Origin of the sequence: Candidatus Pelagibacter sp. Uisw_092, assembly GCF_047729545.1 — a bacterium.
Lineage (GTDB): Bacteria > Pseudomonadota > Alphaproteobacteria > Pelagibacterales > Pelagibacteraceae > Pelagibacter.
Map to the genome: position 1 here is coordinate 652610 of NZ_CP159824.1, position 17219 is coordinate 669828.

Consider the following 17219-nt stretch of genomic DNA (forward strand, 5'->3'; position numbering starts at 1 on the left):
TTTCCTATTTAAATTCTTTTTGAAATATATGCTTTGAACCACTCTTTTTAGCAAGGTTTATTTGCTTTTGTCTCATTCGAAATCTCTCTTTTTGAGTTTGAGTTAAATTATCATAACAGTTTACGCATGAAACACCCTCCTCATATTTTTTAGACTGTTTATCTTTTGGTGAAACAGGTTTTCTACATCCACTACAGATTGAGTATGTGCCAGTTACCAATCCATGTTTAACACTGATTCTGTTGTCAAAAACAAAGCATTCGCCATTCCATAGACTTTCTTTTTTTTTAACATTTTTTAAATAATTTAAAATTCCACCTTTTAATTGATAAATATTTTTAAAGCCTTTTTTTTCTAAGAATACTGAAGCTTTCTCACATCTTATTCCACCAGTACAAAACATTGCGATTGGCTTTGTTTTTTTTAACTTATTTAGGTATTTTGGAAATTCTCTAAAATTATCAACATCAGGATTAATTGATCTTTTAAAAGTTCCTACATTATACTCAAATGGTTTTCTAGAATCTAAAACTAATGTTTCTTTATCATTAATCAACTTATTCCATTTTTTTGGGTCAACATGATTATCTTTTTTATTTTTTGATGATAAAGAAAGACCCATAGGGACTACTTCTTTTTTAATCTTAACTTTTGGTTTGTGAAATGGTTGAAATTTACTTTTTGAAATATTTTCACTATCAAACTTTTTAAAATTTAATATCTTTTTAATCTTCGTGATAGTTGACTTTAGATCAGTAGCTTTGCCTGAGATTGTTGCATTTACTCCTTCACTAGCTATAATTACTGTTCCTCTGATATTTTTTTTAACTAAAAAATCTTGTAGTAAAATCTTATTTTTTTTTAAAGAGGTAAGTTTTTTAAATTTGTAAAAACCAAAAACATCAAACATTATAACACTCTACAAACAGTCATTCCGTCACCTAAAGGGACAATGATTTGTTCCACTCTTTTATCGTTTGCAACATAAGTATTAAAATCTCTAATATTTATTGTATATTTATCTAAATTATCTTCATCAGCGACTTCACCATGCCATAAAACATTGTCTACAATAATCAATCCATCTTTATCTATTAGGTTTAAAGATCTTTCATAATATTCTTTATAATTCATTTTATCGGCATCAATAAAAATCATATCAAATTTACTATTCTTTAATTCATCCAAACTATCTAATGCAGGCTTAATAATTGTTTGAATTTTATTATCCAGATTAGCTTTTTTAAAAAAACTTGCTGCAATCTTGTTGGTCTCTTTGTCTTTATCTAATGCTATAAGTTTACCATCATCTGGTAATGCTAATGCTATGGATAGAGCACTTAACCCAGTAAAGGTTCCAATCTCAAGTACATTTTTAATGTTCGAAGTTTTTATAATTAAATGAAGAAAATGACATTGAGATGTTGCTACTTGCATTCTCTTTACATCACCAAGTGTATTATTATGATCAATTATTTCCTGCTGAATAGGATTTAACTTTAAACTAAAATTATCTATATATTTCTGAAGTTTTTCAGTAATTTCTAAGTTGCTACCCATGGCTTTTTAAGTCCTTTGTGTCTACCAATTTCACCACGAGGGCATTAATGAATTTCATGAGTATTTATGCTAATATTTATAATTGAACAAGAGTAATAAGTAAAATTTTTTTAATTTATCTCTCCATGCTCCAGTCTTGCTCCAGTTGTCCCATATTATCCTATAATAAATTACTGATATTCACTAAAGAATGCTTTTCGATTATTTGCTTCTGCAATGATTCTTTTAATCTTAGCAACAGTCATATGACACTCTAAATAAACTGTTGCATCTGTAATTAATTTACCTAAATCTTTATTTGATAATTCTAGATAATTTGGACTTGAAAATTTTAAGTTATTTGAGTTAGCAAACGTCTTTAACGTTGATGATTTAATTCCAAAGTGAACACCTTGAACTCCCTCCTGCACCCATGTAGCTACCGCAATTCCTACTATGTTACCTTTTTGATTCATTATAGGTCCACCACTATTACCTTGATTTATTGATGCATCTGTTTGAAAGTTAGAGTAGTTGTCCCCTGCACCTGCAAGAGCTGTAACTACACCTTTGTGTGTTTTGATTGCGGAGCTAACTCTTTTTCCTAATGGATAACCAGCTACAACTACATCCTCTAATAACGATACGTCATCATTTGATACAGGAAAAATACTCTCTGGTTTAATGTTTGCTTTAAGTATTGCTATGTCATTCATTTTATCAACAGCTAAAGTCTTTGCGTCTACTTCATTTCCATTAAAGGTAACTTTCATAGTGTTGCAACTATCAACAACATGATTGTTAGTTATTATGTGACCTTGTTTTGATACGATAAAACCTGTTCCAGATGATGCAGCAACAACCTTATTGTCATCTGGTAATTGTTTTGGTTTTTTCTTTTTAGGTTTTTCAGCTATTTTTTCTTCTTTCTTTTTAAGCTTTTCAGTTATCAGAGTTTCTGGAACTTTTTTAAATTTTTCTGCTCTCCAACCATCAAGATTATAAAGGAAATAATCCTTACTATTAATGGTCGCAATTTCATTATTATTAATGTCCTCTTTTAATATTTTTAAAGCATCTTCAAGATTATTTGCACATATAAATCTTATTCTATGATATTTATATGAGCTTGTTATTATATCAAATTCTCCTTTTCCTTTAATAGCAAAAAAACCATCTTGCTCACCATCTTCAAGATTATATCCTCTAAAAAGATATGTCTTTTTAGAATAAATATTGCAATGCTCTTTGGAAATACTTGATGCTTTATCTAAATTTTTTTCTCTTTCTTTAGAAGATCTTCCCCAAAAATGGCTAAACATACCATTTGAAGACTCGATAACTATCATGTTATCATTTTTAAAATGTATTCCCAATTTCGCTTTTGCATAAGCATTCCCACTCAACAATAAACCGACAATTATGATCCCTAAAAGTTTTTTCATTAATAAAAGCATATAATATTATCTCTCTATGCTCCAGTCTTGCTCCAGTTTGAGCAAATTAATTAAGTCTTATATTATGATATTAATTGAACACTAAATTAAAGTTATATGATTTTATAGGATGTTTGGACTACCTTGGACTACTATAGACTGACTCACTTGTGAATCCCTCGGCTTTTAAGTCCTTTGTGTCTACCAATTTATATAATATTAAAGTTTTTTCTTTAATATTTCGTTTATTAATTGTGGGTTGGCTTTGCCACTTGAAGCTTTCATTGCTTGACCTACAAAGAAACCAAAAAGTTTTTCTTTACCATTCTTATATTCAATAGCTTTTTCTCTATTATCATTGATAATTTTATCAATTAAAGCCTCTAATGCTTTAGGGTCACTTTCTTGTTTTAAACCTTTTTCTTCAACAATTATTTGAGGATCTATGTCTCCATCCATCATTAATTCAAATATTGTTTTAGCTATTTTTCCAGAAATTGTTCCATTCTTAATTAGATTAATTAACTTTGCCAAATTTTTTGCACTTATTGGACTTTGTGTGATTTCTAAATTTTTATTGTTTAAAACAGCAAATAATTCACCTGTAATCCAATTAACTGCTAACTTCATATCTTTGTTTTTGCCCATTTTAGCAACAACTTCCTCAAAATATTTAGCTGTTTCAATATCTGATACTAAAATTGTTGCTTCATAGGGAGATACTTTAAATTCATCAATAAATCTTTTTTTCTTATCGTCGGGTAATTCTGGAATATCTGCTTTTAATTGTTCAATAAATTCATCAGTAACTTCTAATGGTAATAAATCTGGATCTGGAAAATATCTATAATCATGAGCATCTTCTTTAGATCTCATAGATCTTGTTTCATTTTTTTTAGTATCAAATAATCTTGTTTCTTGATCAATTGTTTTACCTTCTTCAATTAAGTCAACTTGTCTATTGGCCTCATAATCAATAGCCATTTGCATAAATTTAATTGAGTTAACATTTTTAATCTCACAACGGGTTCCAAGTTCATCAGAACCTTTAATTCTAACAGAAATATTAACATCAGCTCTTAAAGAACCTTCCTGCATATTTCCATCACAAGTACCAAGGTATCTCATAATAGATCTTAATTTTTTAACATAAGCACTAACTTCATCTGGAGTTCTCATATCTGGTTTACTAACAATTTCCATTAAAGCTACACCAGATCTATTTAAATCAACTAATGTATTTTGTGGGTCCATATCATGAATACTCTTTCCAGCATCTTGTTCTAAGTGCAATCTTTCAATACCAACTTCCTTTTGGCCATATGCCATATCAAGAATAACAATGCCCTCTCCTACTATTGGATATTTAAATTGTGAGATCTGATAACCTTGTGGAAGGTCTGCATAAAAATAATTTTTTCTATCAAAAACTGATCTTTTATTAATTTGAGCTCTTAAACCTATGCCCGTTTTAATCGCTTGTTTTACACAGTACTCATTTATAACTGGAAGCATTCCTGGAAATGCAGCATCAACTAAACTTACTTGCGTATTAGGTTCGGCACCAAAAGTTGTTGATGAAGATGAGAATAATTTTGAATTTGATGTAACTTGCGCATGAACTTCAAGACCGATTACCACTTCGTAAACATTATCTCGTCTTTCAATTAAATATTCTGAATTATCTTTAGTCATCTATTTAATCCACCAGTCAGTAATCTTATTTTTAAATTGAATTTTTTCTTCCATAGCATAAGCAATGTTTAAGATACTCTGCTCATCAAAAGCTTTGCCTATAATTTGTAGTCCTAAAGGATAGCCGTTAGCATCCACACCTGCTGGAATTGAAATTGCCGGTAATCCAGCCAAATTAACTGGAACTGTAAATATATCATTTAAATACATTGAAACTGGGTCATTAGTTTTTTCACCAATTTTAAAAGCAGCACTTGGTGTCGATGGAGTTAAAATTGCATCAACTTTTTTGTAAGCTTCATCAAAATCATTTTTAATTAATTTTCTAACTTTTTGTGCCTTTAGATAATAAGCATCATAATAACCGGAGGATAAAACATATGTTCCTATCATTATTCTTCTTTGAACTTCGCTACCAAAACCTTCGGATCTTGTTTTTTCGTACATATCAATAAGGTTTTCACCTTTAGATCTAAAACCATACTTAACACCATCATATCTAGCTAAGTTTGAAGAAGCTTCAGCTGGGGCTACTATATAATAAGTAGGTAAAGCATAATTTGTATGAGGCAATGAAATTTCAACAATTTCAGCACCACAATCTTTTACATACTCAATACCCTTAGTCCATAAATCTTCTATCTCTTTTGGCATTCCATCAACTCTATATTCTTTCGGAATTCCTATTTTCTTACCTTTAATATTATTTGTTAGTTCTTTGCTGTATTCATTTCTTTTAAAATCAATTGATGTTGAATCTTTTTCATCATAAGTGCTAATTATTTCCTGAAGTAATGCACAATCTTTTACATCTTTAGACATTGGTCCTGCTTGATCTAATGAAGAAGCAAAAGCAACTATTCCGTATCTTGAGCAACTTCCATAAGTTGGCTTTAATCCAACAGTACCTGTAAATGAAGCGGGTTGTCTAATCGAGCCACCAGTATCAGTTCCAATTGTAATAGGTGTTAAATTAGCTGCTAGAGCTGATGCAGAGCCTCCTGAAGATCCACCTGGTACTAAACCTTTATCTATTGGACTTTGTACATTTCCAAAAAAACTAGTTTCATTAGATGAGCCCATTGCAAATTCATCACAATTTAACTTACCTAGTAATATTGCACCTTCATTCCAAATATTTTGAGTAACAGTAGACTCGTATGGTGGAATGAAAGTATTTAAAATTTTACTACCTGCTGTAGTTTTTACATCTTTGGTACAAAATAAATCTTTAACTGCCATTGGAACACCTGGAAGCTTTAAATCAAAATTAGGTTTTTGATCAAAACTTTTAGCTTTCAAAAGTGCATTAGAAAAATCTTCTGTTATGTAAGCATTTAAATCTCTAGACTTTTCTCCTCTATCAATAAAAGCTTTGGTAGTTTCTTCAGAAGAAATTTTTTTATCTTTAATATTTTTAACTAATTCAGTTAATGTGAGTGATGTAATATTTGACATTATTCAACAACCCTTGGTACAACAAAAAAATCTTCATTTTCTTCTGGTGAGTTTTTTAATATTTGATCTCTTATATTTTCACTTTTAACCTCATCAGCTCTTAATTTTAATGTAGTTTCTGCAACAGAGGTTAAAGGTTCAACATTGTCAGTATTAAGTTCATTCAATTTTTCAATGAAATCAAATATAGAGTTAAGATCACCAGCTAATTTATTAGCTTTTGCATCATCAACTGAGATTCTTGATAATTTAGAAATATGCTTTATTGTTTTAAGATCAATTGTCATGTGGTAATTAAATATGTCGGCAAACTATCACTTAAGTATAAAATATACAATATGATCACAATTGAAGATTTTAAAATAAAACACTCAAATAAGGTAAGATTTATTGGTTTAGATTTAGGATCTAAAAGAATTGGCGTCTCAATTTGTGATGAAAGACAATCCATAGCTACACCCTTTAAAACAATAAACAAAACCAACACAAACGAACTAATTGATGAACTTAAGATAATAATTAAAGATAATAATATTGGTGGAATAATTGTAGGGAACCCAGTTAATATGGATGGCAGTCTAGGAAGATCTGCTCAATCAGTTAATGACGTTGCATCAAATATATCAAAGTCTATAGACCTGCCTGTAATATTGTGGGATGAGAGACTTTCAACAGTTGGTGCATTTAATCTATCAAGTTTATTAGACGTTAATGTTTCAAAAAGAGTAAAAACAATAGATCAAAACGCTGCAGCCTTTATTTTACAAGGGGCAATAGACTTTTTAAATAATTAATACTTGCCATAGTGATAGTTAATAGTTATAGAGTTAATTTTAATGGCAACCAAAATATATAAAGCTATTAAAATTTCTCAAAAACACCTTCTAGGTATTCAAGATCTATCAATTAATGATGTTAATTTCATTTTAGAAGAAGCTAAAAGTTTCATTAAATTAAATCAAAGTAAAAACAAAAAATTAAATGTATTAAGTGGTAAAACTCAAATTAATTTGTTTTTTGAACCCTCTACTAGAACACAAAGTTCATTTGAATTAGCTGGAAAAAGATTAGGTGCAGATGTTATGTCTATGAATATGTCTAACTCAGCAATTAAGAAAGGTGAAACACTAATAGATACCGCAATGACTTTAAATGCAATGCATCCAGATATAATTGTAATTAGACACCAGGATTCAGGTGCATGTAATCTTTTATCTCAAAAAGTAAATTGTGCAGTACTTAATGCTGGTGATGGAAGCCGTGAACACCCTACTCAAGCTTTATTAGATGCTTTAACAATTATAAACCGTAAAAAAAAAATTGAAGGTTTAAGAGTTGCGATTTGTGGTGACATAACTCATTCACGTGTTGCAAGATCAAATATTTATCTTCTAAATATGTTGGGTGCAGAAGTTAACATTATTGCACCATCAAACTTAATGCCAAAAGAAATAGAAAAGTTTGGTGTTAATACATTTACAGATATGAAAAAAGGTCTGAAAGATTGTGATATTGTAATGATGCTAAGACTACAAAATGAAAGGATGACTAGTTCTTTCTTATCTTCAAATAGAGAATACTATGAATATTATGGACTAACTCCAGATAAGCTTATTCATGCAAAAGATGATGCTTTGATTATGCATCCAGGTCCAATGAATAGAGGGATCGAAATTGATACAAAATTGGCAGATGATATTAATAGAAGTGTTATTAAGGAGCAGGTTGAACTAGGTGTTGCAGTAAGAATGGCTTGTTTAAAAATATTTTGTGAATAAATGAAAAAAAAATACTTTATAAATGTAAATATAATTGACCCTCATAATTCTATCAATGAGAACGGTGGATTAATTATTAGTGAAGATGGTTTAATTGAAGCTATTGGTAAAAAAGTAAATTCTAACAACATTCCATCAAGAGAAAAGATAATAGACTTAAATGGCAAATATATATTCCCTGGTCTTGTTGATATGCGGGTCTTTGCAGGTGAGCCTGGTTATGAATATAAAGAAAATTTTAGAACTCTAAGTAATGCAGCACTTGCAGGAGGTGTTACTTCAGTTGTTACTATGCCTAATACCGATCCAATTATTGACAACGTTTCAATAGTAGATTTTTTAAAAAGACGTGGAAGAGACAAATCTAAAATTAATGTTTTTCCAAGTGCCGCTCTTACAAAAAATATTGAAGGAACTACCATGACTGAATTTGGTTTACTTCAAAGTAGAGGAATAATTGGATTTACTGATGGTGTTAAAACAATTCAAAATACTAGGCTGATGTCTCGTATAATGAACTCAGCAAAAGATTTAGGTACACTAATCATGCAGCATGCTGAAGATTATGATTTATCTAAAAATGGAATGATTAATTCAGGAATTATTGCAACCAAACTTGGGTTATCTGGAATACCTGCTATTGCTGAAAGAATAATTATTGAAAGAGATTTAACGTTACTTGAAAATATTAAATGTAGATATCACATATCACAAATTTCAGCTGCAAAATCAGTTGAAATTATTGAGGAAAGAAAAAATAAAGTTAAATTTACGACAGGTGTCTCCATAAATAACCTTTCATTAAATGAAAATGATATAGGAGATTTCAGAACTTTTTTAAAATTATCACCACCATTAAGAACTGAAGAAGATAGAATTGCTCTTGTGCAAGGATTAAAAGATGAAACGATAGATGTTATTGTATCTGACCACAAACCTGAAGATGAAGAACAGAAAAGATTAACGTTTGCACAAGCATCTACAGGAGCTTCTGGAATAGAAACACTTTTATCACTAAGTCTAGAGTTATATCACAATGGTTCTATTAAATTAGAAACTATAATTAAAGCCTTAACATCAAACCCTGCAAAAATTTTGAAAATTGATAAGGGTAATCTTTCAGTCGGTAATGAAGCAGATTTTTGCATTGTAGATATTGATAAGCCATGGGTTGTTAAAAAAGATAAACTTATCTCCAAATCAAAAAACACTTCCATAGAAGACAAAAAACTCCAAGGTAAAGTCACTAATACATTTGTAAAAGGTGAAGAATTATTTAAGTTATAACAATGGAATATTTAATTGTTGCATTAAGCTCATATTTATTAGGATCAATACCTTTTGGTTTTATACTTACAAAAATATTTTTAAAAAAAGATATTAGAGATATTGGCTCAGGAAATATTGGGGCTACAAATGCTCTTCGAACAGGTAATAAAACGTTAGGCTATACAACTTTATTACTAGATATAACAAAAGCTGTATTGCCTGTTTTATATGTAAAATTTAATTATCCCGATTATATCTTTATTTCATCATTAAGCGCGTTTTTAGGTCACGTTTTTCCAGTATGGCTTAAGTTTAAAGGGGGCAAGGGTGTTGCAACATATGTTGGAATATTATTTTCGATAAACTTAGTTTTGGGTTTAGTATTTATTATTAGTTGGGCTGTTACATTTCTTATTTCAAAATACTCATCACTTTCATCACTAGTTGGTAGTTTAATGGTTCCAATTTATTTAATAATTTTTGAAAATTATAATTCAATATTTTTCGTAATAATGTTTGTGCTTATATTCTATACACACAGAGAAAACGTCAAACGATTGAAAAACAAAGAAGAAAGTCAGACTAAAATTTATTGATTTGACTATCTAAGTCTTTTAAGTAATTTGTTTAGTAATGAATCTTGTAGTCGTAGAAAGCCCAGCTAAAGCAAAAACTATCAATAAATATCTAGGTGATGATTATATTGTATTGGCAAGTTATGGTCATATTAGAGACCTTCCTTCGAAAAATGGTTCTGTTGATCCAGAAAATAATTTTAAAATGGAATGGGAAGTAGATAGTTTTTCTAAAAAATATCTTAAAGAAATTACAGATGCAGCTAAAATTTCATCAAAAATCATACTAGCAACTGACCCCGACCGTGAGGGAGAGGCAATTGCTTGGCATGTTAAAGAATATTTAAATGAAAAAAAATTAATTAAAGACAAACATGTAGAAAGGGTTGTTTTTAATGAAATTACAAAAAAAGCAGTTATTCATGGAATTGAAAACCCACGACAAATAGAGCCACTTCTTGTTGATGCTTATATGGCTAGAAGAGCCTTAGACTATTTAGTTGGTTTTAATATATCACCAATTTTATGGACAAAGTTACCTGGTTCTAAATCTGCAGGTCGTGTCCAGTCAGTTGCCTTAAAATTAATTACAGAACGAGAACATGAAATTGAGCTTTTTGATCCTGAAGAATTTTGGACTTTAAGTATTCAATTCAACGACAATGATAAAAAATCTATATTAGCAAGTATCACTCAATTGAATGATAAAAAAATTGAAAAATTTTCTTTTAAAAATAAAGCTGAAATTGATAAAGCAATCGAAGAAGTTAAGTCTAAGAAGTTCAATATAAATGATATCTCAAGCAAAGTTGTTAACAGAAACCCATCTGGCCCTTTTACTACCTCTACATTACAGCAAGTTTCTTCTGGTAGATTAGGATTTGGAGCATCACGTACAATGCAAATAGCTCAAAAACTTTATCAAGGTATAGAAATAGATGGTGAAACTATTGGTCTTATCACTTACATGCGGACAGATGGCACCAACTTATCTACGGACGCTATAGACACCTTTAGGAAATATATAAAAAATGAGTTTGGTGATGAATATGTTCCAGATAATGCAGCAAGTTACTCTGGAAAAAAAGCTAAAAATGCTCAAGAAGCACATGAAGCAATTAGACCCACAGATATTATGCGTGCGCCAGGAACTGTTAAAAAATATCTAAGTCCAGATCAGCATAAATTATATGATTTAATTTGGAGTAGAGCCCTATCCTCGCAAATGAAACCTGCTCAATTTGATAGAAATACTATAACAATAACCTCAGACGATAATGAAACAATCTGTAAAGCAAGTGGATCTGTTATTAAGTTTGATGGCTTTTTAAAGGTTATGAAAGATACAAAAAAAGATGATGATGAAGATATCCTACCTAAAATGAACAAAGGTCCAGTTAATATAGAAGCTTTATTAGATGAACAACATTTTACACAACCACCACCAAGATACTCTGAAGCAAGTTTAGTTAAAAAATTAGAAGAACTGGGCATTGGAAGACCTTCAACATATGCGAGTATAATATCTGTTATATCTACCAGAGGGTATGCAGAAGCAATTAATAAAAGATTTCATCCAACAGATCGTGGTAAACTAATTTCTGCTTTTCTTGAAAAACTTTTCTCTAAATATGTTGACTATAACTTCACTGCAAGTTTAGAAAATCAACTTGATGATATTACTACCGGTAAGGAAGGATGGATAAAAGTTCTAGAGTTATTTTGGAAAGACTTTAATCAAAATGTATCTGACGTTAAAGAGAAAAGAACTAGAGAGGTTTTAGATCTATTAAACGATAGTCTAGGAAGTTTAATTTTTGAAAGAGATACAGATGGAAATATTAATAGACAATGTAAGTTATGTGAAAATGGATCATTAAGTTTAAAAAATAGTTTTAGAGGTGGTGCTTTTATTGGTTGTTCAAATTATCCAGATTGTAAATTTACTAGACCATTGTCTAAAGCTAAAGCAGCTGCTCAATCTCAGCTAGCTGAACCAAAGTTTATAGGAAAACATGAAAATGGCAATGATATGTATCTTAAAAATGGAAGGTTTGGCCCCTACTTACAATATGAAAAAATTGAAGAAATAAAAGAAGAGGTTTTAGTTGAAACAAAAAAGAAAAAGAAAAAAAAGAAGATTGAAAAAAAAGATAATAATTTAAGAAATGTTTCTATACCAAAAGGAATTCCATTGGATAGCGTAGATCTAGATAGAGCTAATTTTTTGTGCTCTTTACCAAAAAGTTTAGGTATTAACCCTGAAAATCAAAAAGATATAATATTAAATTCAGGGAGATTTGGTCCATATTTAAAATGTGAAAATAAATCAGCACGAATTGAGAATGTTGACGAAATCTTTTCAATTGGGCTTAATAGAGCAATAACTCTAATAGCTGAGGCTAAACCAGGAAGAATGTCTACATCAATTATAAAGGATCTAGGGGAACACCCCGATGATAAAAAAACTGTCAGAGTAATGAAGGGTCAATATGGACCTTATGTCAAGTATAAGTCTCTTAACGCAACGATACCAGAGGAAAAAGACCCTTTAGAGCTTAATATGGAAGAAGCTATAATATTAATTGAGAAAAGAAAAGAATACGATAAAAATAAGAAATTAAAAAAAAAGAAAAAAAGGTAAATAATCATGAATTTTGATGAAAAAATTAAAGAGTTAAAATTAGAACTGCCAGAAGCAAGAGATCCAGTTGGATCTTATCTTGCTACAAAAATTGTTGGCAAACTACTTTATATATCTGGTCAAATTTCGATATCAGCAAATGGTGAATTAATAAAAGGTAAAATTGGAAAAGAGTTAAAAACAGAAGATGGCTATGAAGCGGCTAAAAGATGTGGTTTAAATATAATTTCCCAAGTTAAAAAGGCATGTAATGAAGATTTATCAAAAATAAAATCTTGTGTAAAATTAACAGGTTTTGTTAATTCAACTGAAGATTTTATAGAACAGCCTAAAGTAATAAATGGTGCATCTGACTTAATAGTTTCTGTTTTTGGAGATGCAGGAATGCACACAAGGGCTGCTGTTAGTACAAATAGTTTACCACTTGGTGTGTCTGTAGAGGTTGATGCTATTTTTGAATTAAATTAATGACCAACGCCAAAATACTTAATTTTTAATTCTTTCATTTTAGTGTGTGAATAGATATTTCTCATATCAAATATTATGAAATTTTTACTTTTAACCTCTTTTTTAAAGTTTATCGATTTAAAATCATTCCATTCTGTATGAATTATTATTAAGTTTGCATCTCTTATTGCAGAATTAATATTTTTTGAAAAATTAACATTTTTCAATTTTTTAAGATCATATTTTTCACCTGTTGGATCAAAATAATTTACTATAGCACCTTTTTTAACCAATGATGGTATCATCGATAAGCTAGCTGAATCCCTCATATCATCAGTATTAGCTTTAAATGTAACACCTAAAAAACATATTTTTTTATTTTTAACATTGCCATTTAAAATATTAAAAACTCTTTTTAATAATAATGAAGATCTATTGTCATTAGATTTAATGACACTTTTTATAACAGATAAATTTGTTTTAAATTTATCAGCTGTATTAATAATTGCTTTAGTGTCTTTAGGAAAGCATGATCCGCCATATGCAGGTCCTGCTCTTAAGAAACGTCCACCTATTCTTTTATCAAGACCCATACCAATAGAAATATCTTCAATATTGACATCTATTTTTTCACACAAATTTGCAAGTTCATTAATAAAAGTAATTTTTGTAGCTAAAAAAGCGTTAGATGCATATTTTATTAGTTCTGCAGCTCTTCTTGATGTATTAACATATTTTGTTCCTTTTGATATTAAAGGTGAATAAAGGTTTTTTAGAACATTATTAGATTTTTTATCCATTGTACCAATTATAACTCTATCAGGGTAAATAAAATCCCTTATAGCCTCACCTTCCCTTAAAAACTCTGGATTTGATACAACAGAAAAAAGTTTTTTAGACACTTTTTGTGAAATAATCTTTTCAATCTCATCACCAGTTGTAACAGGAACTGTAGATTTGGTTATTATGATTTTAAATTTAGAAATAGAGCCTCTAATTTCTTTGGCAACATTATAGATTTGACTTAAATCAGCACCATTGCCATTTTTTTTAGAGGGTGTCCCAACACAAATAAATATAATATCTGAATTTGAAATAGAATCTTTTAAATCAGTAGAAAATTTTAACCTCTTATTGGTGTAATTTTTCAAAACTAATTCTTCTAAACCTGGTTCATAGATTGGAATAATTCCTCTTTTTAATTTTTCAACTTTTTTTTTATCATGATCTACACAAATAACATCATTTCCTAAGTCAGAAAAACAAACACCACTAACTAAACCAACATAGCCCGTTCCTATCATACATAATTTCATTTTTTCACAATCTCCAAAGTTGAGTTAATATAACCACTCATTGTTCCGCAATCTAAATATTTTCCTGAAAAGTTATGACCTATAAATTTATTATTATCATTGATTAAAGATTGTATGGCATCTGTAATGTGAATCTCTCCACCTTTACCAGGTTTAAGTTTTAATAATTTATTAAAAATTGCCTTAGATAATATATATCTTCCTATAACTGCATTATTAGATGGTGCATCTTTAATAGACGGTTTTTCTACTACACTTTTAATTATAAAATTCTTATCATCAATTTTTTTTTTAATGTTATAAATGCCCCACCGTGTAACTTGATTTTTACTAACCTTCATACTAGCCATAACAGAGGTGTTAAGTTTTTTATGAACAGCAATCATAGATTTTGAGCAGTTATGTCTAATTATTAAGTCATCAGGTAACAACATTAAAAAATATTTACCTTTAATAAGTTTTTTAGTTTTAAGAACAGCATCACCTGTTCCAAGTGGCTTCTCTTGAAATACAAACTTAATCATTTTTTTGTATTTTAATATTTTTTTATATTCTTTTATAATACGCGGGTCTTTTTTACGTTTAATAATGTCCTTATAAAATTTATCGTTATAAAAATATTTTTTAATCATTAACTTTTTTTGTGAAATGATAAAAATAACTTCTCTAATACCAGCTTCAATACATTCATCTAAAATATATTCTATTCCGGGCTTTCCGTTAATGGGCAAAAGCTCTTTAGCGAAAACACTTGTAAGAGGTAAAAGTCTCGTACCAAGTTCCTGCTAAAGGAATTATAGCTTGTTTAATCATATAAATGTTTTACTTATTAATCTTATTATTACAAATGAAATTAATAAAACAAATAACTGATTTAAATAAGGCAATTAATAAAGAAAAAGAATTAGGGTTTGTTCCTACAATGGGCAGTCTACATAAAGGTCATGAATCTTTAATCAAAATATCCAAAAAAAAATGCACAAAAACAATAGTAAGTATTTTTATCAATCCCACTCAATTTAATAACAAAGAAGATTATAAAACTTACCCTAGAAACTTGAATAATGATCTTAAAGTTCTTAAAAGATTAAAAGTTGATTATGTGTATATACCTACTGTGGCTCAGATTTACAAATTAGGAAAAATATCTAAAATCTCATTAAAAAAAGTTGATAAGATATTGTGCGCAAAATTTAGAAAAGGTCACTTTGAGGGTGTTTTGAATGTTTTAAACCGTTTTATGAAATTGATATCTCCAAAAATAGTTTTTATGGGAGAAAAAGATTACCAACAATTTTTTCTAGTTAAAAAATTTATTGAAAAGAAATATAAGTGTAGAGTTTATTCTGGTAAAACTATAAGAAATTCAAATAAAGTTGCTTTATCCTCAAGACATAACTTATTAAATAGTGATGACCTTAAAATAGCTGGTTTAATTACTAATAAATTATTTAATTTAAAAAGCTTAATAAGCAAAAATAAAAAAAAATCAAAAAATCTAATTAAAACTGTAAAAGAAGAGCTAATTATAAGATTTAATATTAAAATTGAATACTTGGAATGTCGAAATTTGATCAACTTAAGTACAGGTCTACACAATAAGCCATTTAAACTTTTTGTGTCATATTATTTAAATAAAGTAAGACTTATAGATAATTTTTAAAGAAAATATGCACTAACACCAAGGAATGAAACAAAACCAATAACATCTGTTATTGTTGTAACAAACACACTTGATGCAATAGCAGGATCAATATTCATTTTTTTTAATGTTATTGGAACTACAATTCCAAATAATCCAGCAACTATCATTGTAACAATCATTGACATAGATATAATCATGGAAAGTAAAGGATCTTTAAACCAAAGTTGTACTACAAGAGCACTAATTATAGCAAAAATAATACCATTTAATATTCCTATATTAAATTCTTTTAAAATATTCTGGGAAAAATTATTTTTAGTTAAATCATTGGTTGCTAAAGTCCTAACTGTAACAGCTAATGTTTGCATCCCAGCATTTCCACCCATAGAGGCAACTATTGGCATTAAAAATGCAAGAACAACCATTTGTTCTATAGTTGCACCAAACAAACTGATAACCCAAGTTGCAAGAAATGCTGTAAAAAGATTTAATAAAAGCCAGTTAAATCTTCTTTTTGTTTTTTTAAAAACACCATCTGTAATTTCTTCATCACCTACCCCAGCCAATCTTAAGGCATCTTCTTCAGCTTCTTCTTTTAATACAGTTAAAACATCATCATACATGATCATACCAACCAATTTATTTGTTTTGTCAACCACAGCTGCTGAATTCAAATTGTAATTCTCAAAAACATTACCAACTTCCTCTTTGTCCATATCTACTGGAATAAGCAATTGAGATTCGGACATAATTGAAAGCATCTTTGTATCTCTTGATGTTGTTAAAACTTTAGAGGATGGAACGGTACCAATTGGCTTAAAGTCTTCATCTACAATGAAAATTTCTAAAAATTCTTCCGGTAAATCTTTATTTTCACGTAAATAATCAATTGTTTGTCCTACAGACCAGTTACTTGGTGTAGCTGTAAATTCACGTTGCATTATTCTTGCAGCTGTATCTTCTGGATAACTTAAACTTTCAAGTAAAGCAAAGCGATCTTTTGGTGGTAAAGAGCTTAAAATGTCATTTTTATCCTTTTCATCAACATTTTCTAAAATTGCAATTGCATCGTCGGACTCAAGGTTTTTTAAAAGTTTAACAATTGAATCTGATGAAAGATAAGCAATAATTTCAGATTGAATGGATTTATTGATTTCAATAAAGACTTCAGGATCTATATTAAAATTATTAAGCTTTATTAAACTTTCTCTATCATTTTGACCAAGATGCTCAATAATGTCAGCTGCATCAGCTGGGTGCATTTCATTAAATGAATTTGTAATAAATTGAGCGTCGTTATTAGCAATTTTATTTGTAACAACTTTTAAATATTCTTTATTAAACTCAAAATTAACTTTTTTATCTTTTATTTTTTTTATTAAAGACATAAATTTACCTATAATCAATTTTGCACTCT

The 17219-nt window shown here is 29.1% G+C and carries 15 protein-coding genes and 1 pseudogene; 7 read left to right on the plus strand and 9 right to left on the minus strand.

The genetic code is table 11. The features are described from left to right. Nucleotides 1-4 precede the first annotated feature (4 nt). The 6 genes from ABXT63_RS03560 to gatC all read right to left on the minus strand — a co-directional run bounded on the left by ABXT63_RS03560 (nucleotide 5) and on the right by gatC (nucleotide 6415). Nucleotides 5-910, minus strand: coding sequence for a rhodanese-related sulfurtransferase (locus ABXT63_RS03560; RefSeq protein WP_415321919.1), 906 nt, complete (start codon nucleotides 908-910; stop codon nucleotides 5-7). Then, nucleotides 910-1560 (minus strand): O-methyltransferase, encoded by a 651-nt coding sequence (locus ABXT63_RS03565; RefSeq protein WP_415320115.1) that lies wholly within the window; start codon nucleotides 1558-1560, stop codon nucleotides 910-912. The genes ABXT63_RS03560 and ABXT63_RS03565 overlap by 1 nt, the downstream gene beginning before the upstream one ends. A 170-nt stretch (nucleotides 1561-1730) precedes the next feature. Then, the gene (locus tag ABXT63_RS03570; RefSeq protein ID WP_415320117.1) at nucleotides 1731-2984 is read right to left on the minus strand and encodes a S1C family serine protease; all 1254 of its coding nucleotides are present in this window, start codon (nucleotides 2982-2984) and stop codon (nucleotides 1731-1733) included. A gap of 210 nt (nucleotides 2985-3194) precedes the next feature. Then, nucleotides 3195-4670: an Asp-tRNA(Asn)/Glu-tRNA(Gln) amidotransferase subunit GatB gene (gene gatB / locus ABXT63_RS03575; protein WP_415320119.1), complete on the minus strand. Its 1476-nt coding sequence runs from the start codon at nucleotides 4668-4670 to the stop codon at nucleotides 3195-3197. Next, nucleotides 4671-6128: an Asp-tRNA(Asn)/Glu-tRNA(Gln) amidotransferase subunit GatA gene (gene gatA, locus ABXT63_RS03580; protein ID WP_415320121.1), complete on the minus strand. Its 1458-nt coding sequence runs from the start codon at nucleotides 6126-6128 to the stop codon at nucleotides 4671-4673. Further along, the gene (gatC, locus tag ABXT63_RS03585) at nucleotides 6128-6415 is read right to left on the minus strand and encodes an Asp-tRNA(Asn)/Glu-tRNA(Gln) amidotransferase subunit GatC (RefSeq protein WP_415289690.1); all 288 of its coding nucleotides are present in this window, start codon (nucleotides 6413-6415) and stop codon (nucleotides 6128-6130) included. The genes gatA and gatC overlap by 1 nt, the downstream gene beginning before the upstream one ends. 51 nt (nucleotides 6416-6466) lie before the next feature. On the opposite strand from gatC, the gene ruvX reads away from it, so the two are divergent. Genes ruvX through ABXT63_RS03615 form a run of 6 tightly spaced genes read left to right on the plus strand, consistent with a single transcriptional unit; the run spans nucleotide 6467 to nucleotide 12862 of the window. Next, nucleotides 6467-6922: a Holliday junction resolvase RuvX gene (gene ruvX / locus ABXT63_RS03590; RefSeq protein ID WP_271519789.1), complete on the plus strand. Its 456-nt coding sequence runs from the start codon at nucleotides 6467-6469 to the stop codon at nucleotides 6920-6922. A 42-nt stretch (nucleotides 6923-6964) separates the two neighbouring features. Beyond that, entirely contained in the window at nucleotides 6965-7906 is a 942-nt protein-coding gene (locus ABXT63_RS03595) for an aspartate carbamoyltransferase catalytic subunit (protein WP_415320123.1), read from the plus strand. Further along, on the plus strand, nucleotides 7907-9193 hold the full coding sequence (pyrC, locus tag ABXT63_RS03600) for a dihydroorotase (RefSeq protein ID WP_415320125.1): 1287 nt from the start codon (nucleotides 7907-7909) through the stop codon (nucleotides 9191-9193). It abuts the gene before it with no gap. A 2-nt stretch (nucleotides 9194-9195) separates the two neighbouring features. After that, entirely contained in the window at nucleotides 9196-9771 is a 576-nt protein-coding gene (plsY, locus tag ABXT63_RS03605) for a glycerol-3-phosphate 1-O-acyltransferase PlsY (protein ID WP_415320127.1), read from the plus strand. Nucleotides 9772-9808: 37 nt separating this feature from the next. Continuing rightward, the gene (topA, locus tag ABXT63_RS03610) at nucleotides 9809-12394 is read left to right on the plus strand and encodes a type I DNA topoisomerase (protein WP_415320129.1); all 2586 of its coding nucleotides are present in this window, start codon (nucleotides 9809-9811) and stop codon (nucleotides 12392-12394) included. A gap of 6 nt (nucleotides 12395-12400) precedes the next feature. Continuing rightward, entirely contained in the window at nucleotides 12401-12862 is a 462-nt protein-coding gene (locus ABXT63_RS03615; RefSeq protein WP_415320131.1) for a RidA family protein, read from the plus strand. On the opposite strand, the gene ABXT63_RS03620 is transcribed toward ABXT63_RS03615, so the two are convergent. Both ABXT63_RS03620 and ABXT63_RS03625 read right to left on the minus strand, forming a co-directional pair. Continuing rightward, nucleotides 12859-14157 (minus strand): UDP-glucose dehydrogenase family protein, encoded by a 1299-nt coding sequence (locus ABXT63_RS03620; RefSeq protein ID WP_415320133.1) that lies wholly within the window; start codon nucleotides 14155-14157, stop codon nucleotides 12859-12861. The genes ABXT63_RS03615 and ABXT63_RS03620 overlap by 4 nt on opposite strands. Then, nucleotides 14154-14970: pseudogene (locus ABXT63_RS03625) on the minus strand (sugar phosphate nucleotidyltransferase). The gene ABXT63_RS03620 and the pseudogene ABXT63_RS03625 overlap by 4 nt, the downstream one beginning before the upstream one ends. Before the next feature lie 4 nt (nucleotides 14971-14974). Here ABXT63_RS03625 and panC point away from each other — a divergent pair. After that, on the plus strand, nucleotides 14975-15820 hold the full coding sequence (gene panC, locus ABXT63_RS03630) for a pantoate--beta-alanine ligase (RefSeq protein ID WP_415320135.1): 846 nt from the start codon (nucleotides 14975-14977) through the stop codon (nucleotides 15818-15820). On the opposite strand, the gene mgtE is transcribed toward panC, so the two are convergent. Beyond that, nucleotides 15817-17190 carry a magnesium transporter gene (mgtE, locus tag ABXT63_RS03635; RefSeq protein ID WP_415320137.1) on the minus strand — a complete coding sequence of 458 codons (1374 nt, stop codon included), beginning with the start codon at nucleotides 17188-17190 and terminating at the stop codon, nucleotides 15817-15819. The genes panC and mgtE overlap by 4 nt on opposite strands. Between the last annotated feature and the right edge of the window lie 29 nt (nucleotides 17191-17219).

What these genes read in the sequence shown, in the direction of transcription:
- ABXT63_RS03560 (WP_415321919.1), bottom strand. Translation starts at nt 910, where the DNA reads ATGTTTGATGTTTTTGGTTTTTACAAATTTAAAAAACTTACCTCTTTA.
- ABXT63_RS03565 (WP_415320115.1), bottom strand. Translation starts at nt 1,560, where the DNA reads ATGGGTAGCAACTTAGAAATTACTGAAAAACTTCAGAAATATATAGAT.
- ABXT63_RS03570 (WP_415320117.1), bottom strand. Translation starts at nt 2,984, where the DNA reads ATGAAAAAACTTTTAGGGATCATAATTGTCGGTTTATTGTTGAGTGGG.
- gatB (WP_415320119.1), bottom strand. Translation starts at nt 4,670, where the DNA reads ATGACTAAAGATAATTCAGAATATTTAATTGAAAGACGAGATAATGTT.
- gatA (WP_415320121.1), bottom strand. Translation starts at nt 6,128, where the DNA reads ATGTCAAATATTACATCACTCACATTAACTGAATTAGTTAAAAATATT.
- gatC (WP_415289690.1), bottom strand. Translation starts at nt 6,415, where the DNA reads ATGACAATTGATCTTAAAACAATAAAGCATATTTCTAAATTATCAAGA.
- ruvX (WP_271519789.1), top strand. Translation starts at nt 6,467, where the DNA reads ATGATCACAATTGAAGATTTTAAAATAAAACACTCAAATAAGGTAAGA.
- ABXT63_RS03595 (WP_415320123.1), top strand. Translation starts at nt 6,965, where the DNA reads ATGGCAACCAAAATATATAAAGCTATTAAAATTTCTCAAAAACACCTT.
- pyrC (WP_415320125.1), top strand. Translation starts at nt 7,907, where the DNA reads ATGAAAAAAAAATACTTTATAAATGTAAATATAATTGACCCTCATAAT.
- plsY (WP_415320127.1), top strand. Translation starts at nt 9,196, where the DNA reads ATGGAATATTTAATTGTTGCATTAAGCTCATATTTATTAGGATCAATA.
- topA (WP_415320129.1), top strand. Translation starts at nt 9,809, where the DNA reads ATGAATCTTGTAGTCGTAGAAAGCCCAGCTAAAGCAAAAACTATCAAT.
- ABXT63_RS03615 (WP_415320131.1), top strand. Translation starts at nt 12,401, where the DNA reads ATGAATTTTGATGAAAAAATTAAAGAGTTAAAATTAGAACTGCCAGAA.
- ABXT63_RS03620 (WP_415320133.1), bottom strand. Translation starts at nt 14,157, where the DNA reads ATGAAATTATGTATGATAGGAACGGGCTATGTTGGTTTAGTTAGTGGT.
- panC (WP_415320135.1), top strand. Translation starts at nt 14,975, where the DNA reads ATGTTTTACTTATTAATCTTATTATTACAAATGAAATTAATAAAACAA.
- mgtE (WP_415320137.1), bottom strand. Translation starts at nt 17,190, where the DNA reads ATGTCTTTAATAAAAAAAATAAAAGATAAAAAAGTTAATTTTGAGTTT.